Origin of the sequence: Spongiibacter sp., assembly GCF_041602295.1 — a bacterium.
GTDB lineage: Bacteria > Pseudomonadota > Gammaproteobacteria > Pseudomonadales > Spongiibacteraceae > Spongiibacter.
In genome coordinates, this window is the sequence record NZ_JBFIGO010000155.1 from 1 (window position 1) to 4,496 (window position 4,496).

The following is a 4,496-nucleotide window of genomic DNA, read 5'->3' on the forward strand; positions in this document are numbered from 1 at the left end:
CCTTGACCGTTTTCATCACTTCCTCGGCGCCGCGTATCGCTATTTCAGCCGCCTGAAAGGCGATATTGAGATCCTTGCTGTTCCCGGCCATGCGCTCTTGCAGAGTCGCATTCTGCATAGACGCCCCGCCAATAATCGCCAATATCAGCATAAAGACCAGTGCGACGATCAGCACGGCCCCAGATTGTTGATCGCGCCGGACTACAGTCATTGCAAACGGTTCCTTATCGCAAAGACACTGCTGAACACCTGGCGCATACGCCCATCGGCATTATCGAGTAAATTACCAGCCGAATCGTATACACTTTGCGCATCCACATCGCCGGTTTCACCAACAACACTCTCATCGTTAGCAACCATCGTCAGCTCGACCCGCACTGCCAGCACTTCCAGCCAGTCGGTCACAGCGTCAGCAGTCTTGTATTCATCCACTGAGCGATCGCCATCGGTGTCCAGGCCATAACTCAGCTGCATGTTTTCCACACCCTCGATAATTTCTACCGCAGGGCCCAATACCCCTCCGGAAGAAATCGGAATCTGCTGCGTAAAGAGCGCGTAAATAGGCAGCCCCCCAACCGTATCCCGGCCGGTATCCCGCACCGCAAAATTAGTGCTTTCAAAGGCAAAAATCTCGGCGTCGCCGCCGTAGATTTTACTCAACCGGTTTCTGGTATTAGAGGCATTCGAATGCGCGAGCGTCGCCTTGCCCTGACCGGCCCCTTTTGGGCTGTTGGTGACTCGAAAAATATCGCCGGTCACACAGTCGGTGATCAACACGAAATCCTTTTGCTTGATATTGTATTTATTATCTTCTATCTGGACGTTGGCATTATCCGGCGGCAGGTTACCGGTTATTTTTACCGACTCATCCGAACCGCGGCGAATGCGAAGAGTATCCGTGCCGGGGACCGCTGCCAGCGCGTTTCCCGCTGCGACGTTGTCCTCGCCAAAGACTGGCACATACTCAACATCGCCAGGTGGTTTGGCGATAACAGAAAGCTTAATATTGCCAATAGAGCTGCAGCCCAGATACCCCGCCATGCGGATCTCCTTGCCGAGAAAGTGCATCGCAAAGCGGGCGTTTTCTTGAATCATCGACAGCGAATCCTGCACCCGATTTGTAGTGCGGGTCGCGACAAACACCTGAATCACCGCCGCACTCAGCGCAAGGCCCAGCAACATTGCAATCATCAGCTCAACCAGACCGAACCCCCGCTGTGTGTTCCTCACGCTAAAGCTCCATAATAAATTCGAATTCCTGAATGCCGGTTTCGCCCTCTCCTGCTTCCCGCGACTTTCTCAGACGCTTTTCATCCCAGCTGACAACAATGGTAAAACGATTGCCGTCGCGAATAATGGCCCCATCACCCTGCGGCATCCTGACAGCCAGTTCAGACAACCACTCGCGTAAATCCCTGGCATTGATTTCATCGCCGGTGGGCGAGCCATCTGCGGCGGCAATATCGTAACCCCCGGCCAAAGCCACTGGCCGATTGGCGCGCATGCGATCGCTGATATCATTGGCCAAAAATACCGCCGCCGAGCGAAACTTTGCCATCTGGTTATACTTCACCGAATTGATCTGCATCGCCGCCGCCCCCATCACCCCGGTCGCCGTGACCAAGATCGCGATTAACACCTCGATTAAGGTAGTGCCGCGCTGGGCACGGGCTTGTTGAAATGACGATTTCATATGCAATCCCTCGCTACCACGGTGACCTGCCCGCTGGGAGCAATACGCACATCGCGCTCGCGCTCGCAGCTACTGCCACTGCCGGCCTTATAGGCAATATCTATCGCCGTGGCCACATCCAAAAATCCCTCTCGAGTAAAGGTAAACTCGGTAATAGCCGCCGACGCGCGGCTAACCGCAATGCTCGCGGTCTTAGACAAATCGGAGACCATGCGAATGGTCTCACCGCTATCGACCACGCCATCGCCATTGAGATCGGTCCAAATACGCCAGCCCTTCTTCCATTCCGCCTCGACCGCGGTCACCTTCACCGCTGCCCCTCGGGTTACCGCCTCGGCTCGGGCCATCGCCGTTGAACGCAACAAATTCTGCATATCCGCCCGCACTCGGGACTGGGTAATAAGAAGGTCGTAACTTGGTACCGCAACAGAGGCCAGAATGCTCAGCACAGCAATCGCGGTCAGCAATTCGATGAGGGTAAAGCCCTTAGACGACTTAACTTGCATAGTGTTTCCCGCCATTGCATTTGGTGTTTTTATGCAAAATACGACGACTGGGTCACAAAATTAATACGCATATGCCCCTATCACGTGACATATCCTCTTTAAATTACGGCCCTGAATCCTGGATAAATGTAGCGCCCACTACTATACGTATAGCAGTAGAATGGAAAGGATTCCATTATGTACAGTCAGGGAAAGACCCTCGTAGAGCTATTGCTAGCGCTGGTGATCTTAGGGATTGTCAGCTCGGCAGCGGTGCCGTCGTTTCAACAATTACTTCAACAACAGCGGCTGCGCAACGCCAGCAATACGCTGTTTAGTGGCATATACAGCGCCCGACAAGCAGCCATTCATTACGCCCAACCGGTGAGCCTGAGAAACCACAACGGCAGCTGGGCCAGTGGCGCCGAGGTCTTCCTAGACGACAACAGCAATGGCGTCCGCGAAGCGGACGAGAGAATATTACTTACAATACAGTCACTTAAAGGCGTTGTGGCGGAGGGAAATCGCCATGTCGAAAACTATATTACCTACCGGGCAGACGGCAGTGCTTATCTAAAAAGTGGCGCATTTCAGGTGGGGACACTGCGGCTTTGCGCACTAGGGCTTGCCCAGGAACGGCGCCTGATCCTCAGCATTGGCGGGCGACTGCGGCGAGAACAGCGGGAAACGCCAACAGCCTGTGGGCAATAGCCTTACGACACGTCGACGAGGCGCAGCTCACGGGGCAGTGAGAAGGTAATATTTTCTGGCCGACCGGCCAGTTCCTGGGGCACCGCCGCGCCGAGCTCGCAGAGGCGATCGATCACCGACTTAACCAGCACTTCCGGCGCCGAGGCCCCGGCGGTGATGCCAATTCGCAAGCCCTCGCGCAGCCATTCCGGCCGAATATCACTTTCACTATCAATCAGATAGGCCTGACAGCCAAAACGCTCGGCGAGTTCGCGTAGGCGGTTGGAGTTAGAGCTATTCGGTGAGCCCACCACCAGCACCAGGTCAGACTGCTGGGCCAGGGTTTTCACCGCATCCTGGCGGTTCTGTGTGGCGTAGCAGATATCATCCTTGCGCGGCCCCTCAATCGCCGGAAATTTCTCGCGCAGCGCTTCAATCACCGCCGCGGTGTCGTCCATCGACAGGGTCGTTTGGGTAACAAAGGACAATTTTTCCGGCCGCTCGACCTCCAGCGCCTGGGCCTGGGCCACGTCTTCGACTAGGTAGATACGCCCACCCTGACTGCCGTCGTACTGCCCCATGGTGCCCTCGACCTCGGGGTGCCCCTTGTGACCGATGAGCACACACTCGCGACCGGCGTTACTGTAGTTCACCACCTCCATATGGACCTTGGTGACCAGCGGGCAGGTGGCGTCAAATACCTTCAGGCCGCGGCGCTCCGCCTCACTGCGCACCGCCTTCGAGACGCCGTGGGCGCTGAAAATGACGATTTTGTCGTCGGGCACCTCATCCAGCTCATCGACAAACACCGCGCCGCGCTGGCGCAGGTTTTCCACCACAAATTTATTGTGAACCACCTCGTGGCGAACATAGATCGGCGAGCCGAACACATCCAGCGCGCGGTTGACGATCTCGATGGCGCGATCAACCCCGGCGCAAAAACCGCGGGGGTTGGCCAGAACAATATTCATGCTGCGGTTACTCTGCATTGCCGTTGTCGCCCTCAACATGCGCCTGAACATCGATAATTTCAACCCGAAAGCCCAGACTGCGCCCGGCCAGCGGGTGGTTGAAATCCACCTCCACCTGCTCCTCGCCAATGGCGCTGATCACCCCCGGCAACTCGGCCTTGGCGGCGTCGGCGAAGTTGAGCATCAAGCCCTCGCTCAATTCCATATCGCCAAACTGGCTGCGCGGCATGCGCTGAATATTGGCGGGGTTGCGCTGACCAAAGGCATCTTCCGGCGCCAGCTGCAGCAGCTGCTTGTCGCCAGCTTTCAGGCCCTGCAACTTGGCCTCGACTCCCGGCAGCAAATTGCCATCGCCGAACACAAAGCGCGCCGCCTGGCGTTCAAAGGTGGAATCCACCTCGCTGCCATCTTCCAGCAGCAGGGCAAAATGCAGGGTAATTTCCGTTCCCGGACCAATCGCAACACTCATGAACGTTTCTCGTTAAAGCAGTGACCCACTCAAGCGGCGTTATCGCCACCCTCGGGGTGTAAAAAGGTATCGACAATCAACAGCACCGCGCCAACGGTAATGGCCGCATCGGCGATATTGAAGGTGGGAAAATACGACGAGCCCCAGTGCACCGAAATAAAGTCGATCACATGCCCCAGCCGCAGCCG

Annotated in this window: 8 protein-coding genes; 1 reads left to right on the forward strand and 7 read right to left on the reverse strand. The window is 56.3% G+C overall.

Translation table 11 applies throughout. The features are described from left to right. The 4 genes from ABYM29_RS14895 to ABYM29_RS14910 form a co-directional block, all read right to left on the reverse strand. Positions 1–211: PilX N-terminal domain-containing pilus assembly protein (locus tag ABYM29_RS14895; protein ID WP_372865578.1), on the reverse strand; the 211-nt coding region annotated here is incomplete at its 3' end. Continuing rightward, positions 208–1,230, reverse strand: coding sequence for a PilW family protein (locus ABYM29_RS14900; RefSeq protein WP_372865579.1), 1,023 nt, complete (start codon positions 1,228–1,230; stop codon positions 208–210). The genes ABYM29_RS14900 and ABYM29_RS14895, both read right to left, overlap by 4 nt. A gap of 1 nt (position 1,231) precedes the next feature. Then, complete coding sequence (pilV, locus tag ABYM29_RS14905) at positions 1,232–1,693, reverse strand: type IV pilus modification protein PilV (RefSeq protein ID WP_372865580.1); 462 nt, start codon at positions 1,691–1,693, stop codon at positions 1,232–1,234. Then, positions 1,690–2,199, reverse strand: coding sequence for a GspH/FimT family pseudopilin (locus tag ABYM29_RS14910; RefSeq protein WP_372865581.1), 510 nt, complete (start codon positions 2,197–2,199; stop codon positions 1,690–1,692). The genes pilV and ABYM29_RS14910 overlap by 4 nt, the downstream gene beginning before the upstream one ends. A 177-nt stretch (positions 2,200–2,376) precedes the next feature. Between ABYM29_RS14910 and ABYM29_RS14915 the strand changes: the two genes are divergently transcribed. Beyond that, positions 2,377–2,889 (forward strand): GspH/FimT family pseudopilin, encoded by a 513-nt coding sequence (locus ABYM29_RS14915; protein ID WP_372865582.1) that lies wholly within the window; start codon positions 2,377–2,379, stop codon positions 2,887–2,889. 2 nt (positions 2,890–2,891) lie between these two features. On the opposite strand, the gene ispH is transcribed toward ABYM29_RS14915, so the two are convergent. Genes ispH through ABYM29_RS14930 form a run of 3 tightly spaced genes read right to left on the reverse strand, consistent with a single transcriptional unit; the run spans position 2,892 to position 4,493 of the window. Beyond that, complete coding sequence (gene ispH / locus ABYM29_RS14920) at positions 2,892–3,839, reverse strand: 4-hydroxy-3-methylbut-2-enyl diphosphate reductase (RefSeq protein ID WP_372865584.1); 948 nt, start codon at positions 3,837–3,839, stop codon at positions 2,892–2,894. Positions 3,840–3,846: 7 nt separating this feature from the next. Continuing rightward, positions 3,847–4,308 (reverse strand): peptidylprolyl isomerase, encoded by a 462-nt coding sequence (locus ABYM29_RS14925; protein WP_372865583.1) that lies wholly within the window; start codon positions 4,306–4,308, stop codon positions 3,847–3,849. A 29-nt stretch (positions 4,309–4,337) separates the two neighbouring features. Beyond that, on the reverse strand, positions 4,338–4,493 hold the full coding sequence (locus ABYM29_RS14930) for a signal peptidase II (protein ID WP_372865585.1): 156 nt from the start codon (positions 4,491–4,493) through the stop codon (positions 4,338–4,340). Between the last annotated feature and the right edge of the window lie 3 nt (positions 4,494–4,496).

Bases quoted from the DNA above. Each gene is read 5' to 3' on its own strand.
- pilV (WP_372865580.1), bottom strand. From the start codon at position 1,693: ATGAAATCGTCATTTCAACAAGCCCGTGCCCAGCGCGGCACTACCTTA.
- ABYM29_RS14910 (WP_372865581.1), bottom strand. From the start codon at position 2,199: ATGCAAGTTAAGTCGTCTAAGGGCTTTACCCTCATCGAATTGCTGACC.
- ABYM29_RS14915 (WP_372865582.1), top strand. From the start codon at position 2,377: ATGTACAGTCAGGGAAAGACCCTCGTAGAGCTATTGCTAGCGCTGGTG.
- ispH (WP_372865584.1), bottom strand. From the start codon at position 3,839: ATGAATATTGTTCTGGCCAACCCCCGCGGTTTTTGCGCCGGGGTTGAT.
- ABYM29_RS14925 (WP_372865583.1), bottom strand. From the start codon at position 4,308: ATGAGTGTTGCGATTGGTCCGGGAACGGAAATTACCCTGCATTTTGCC.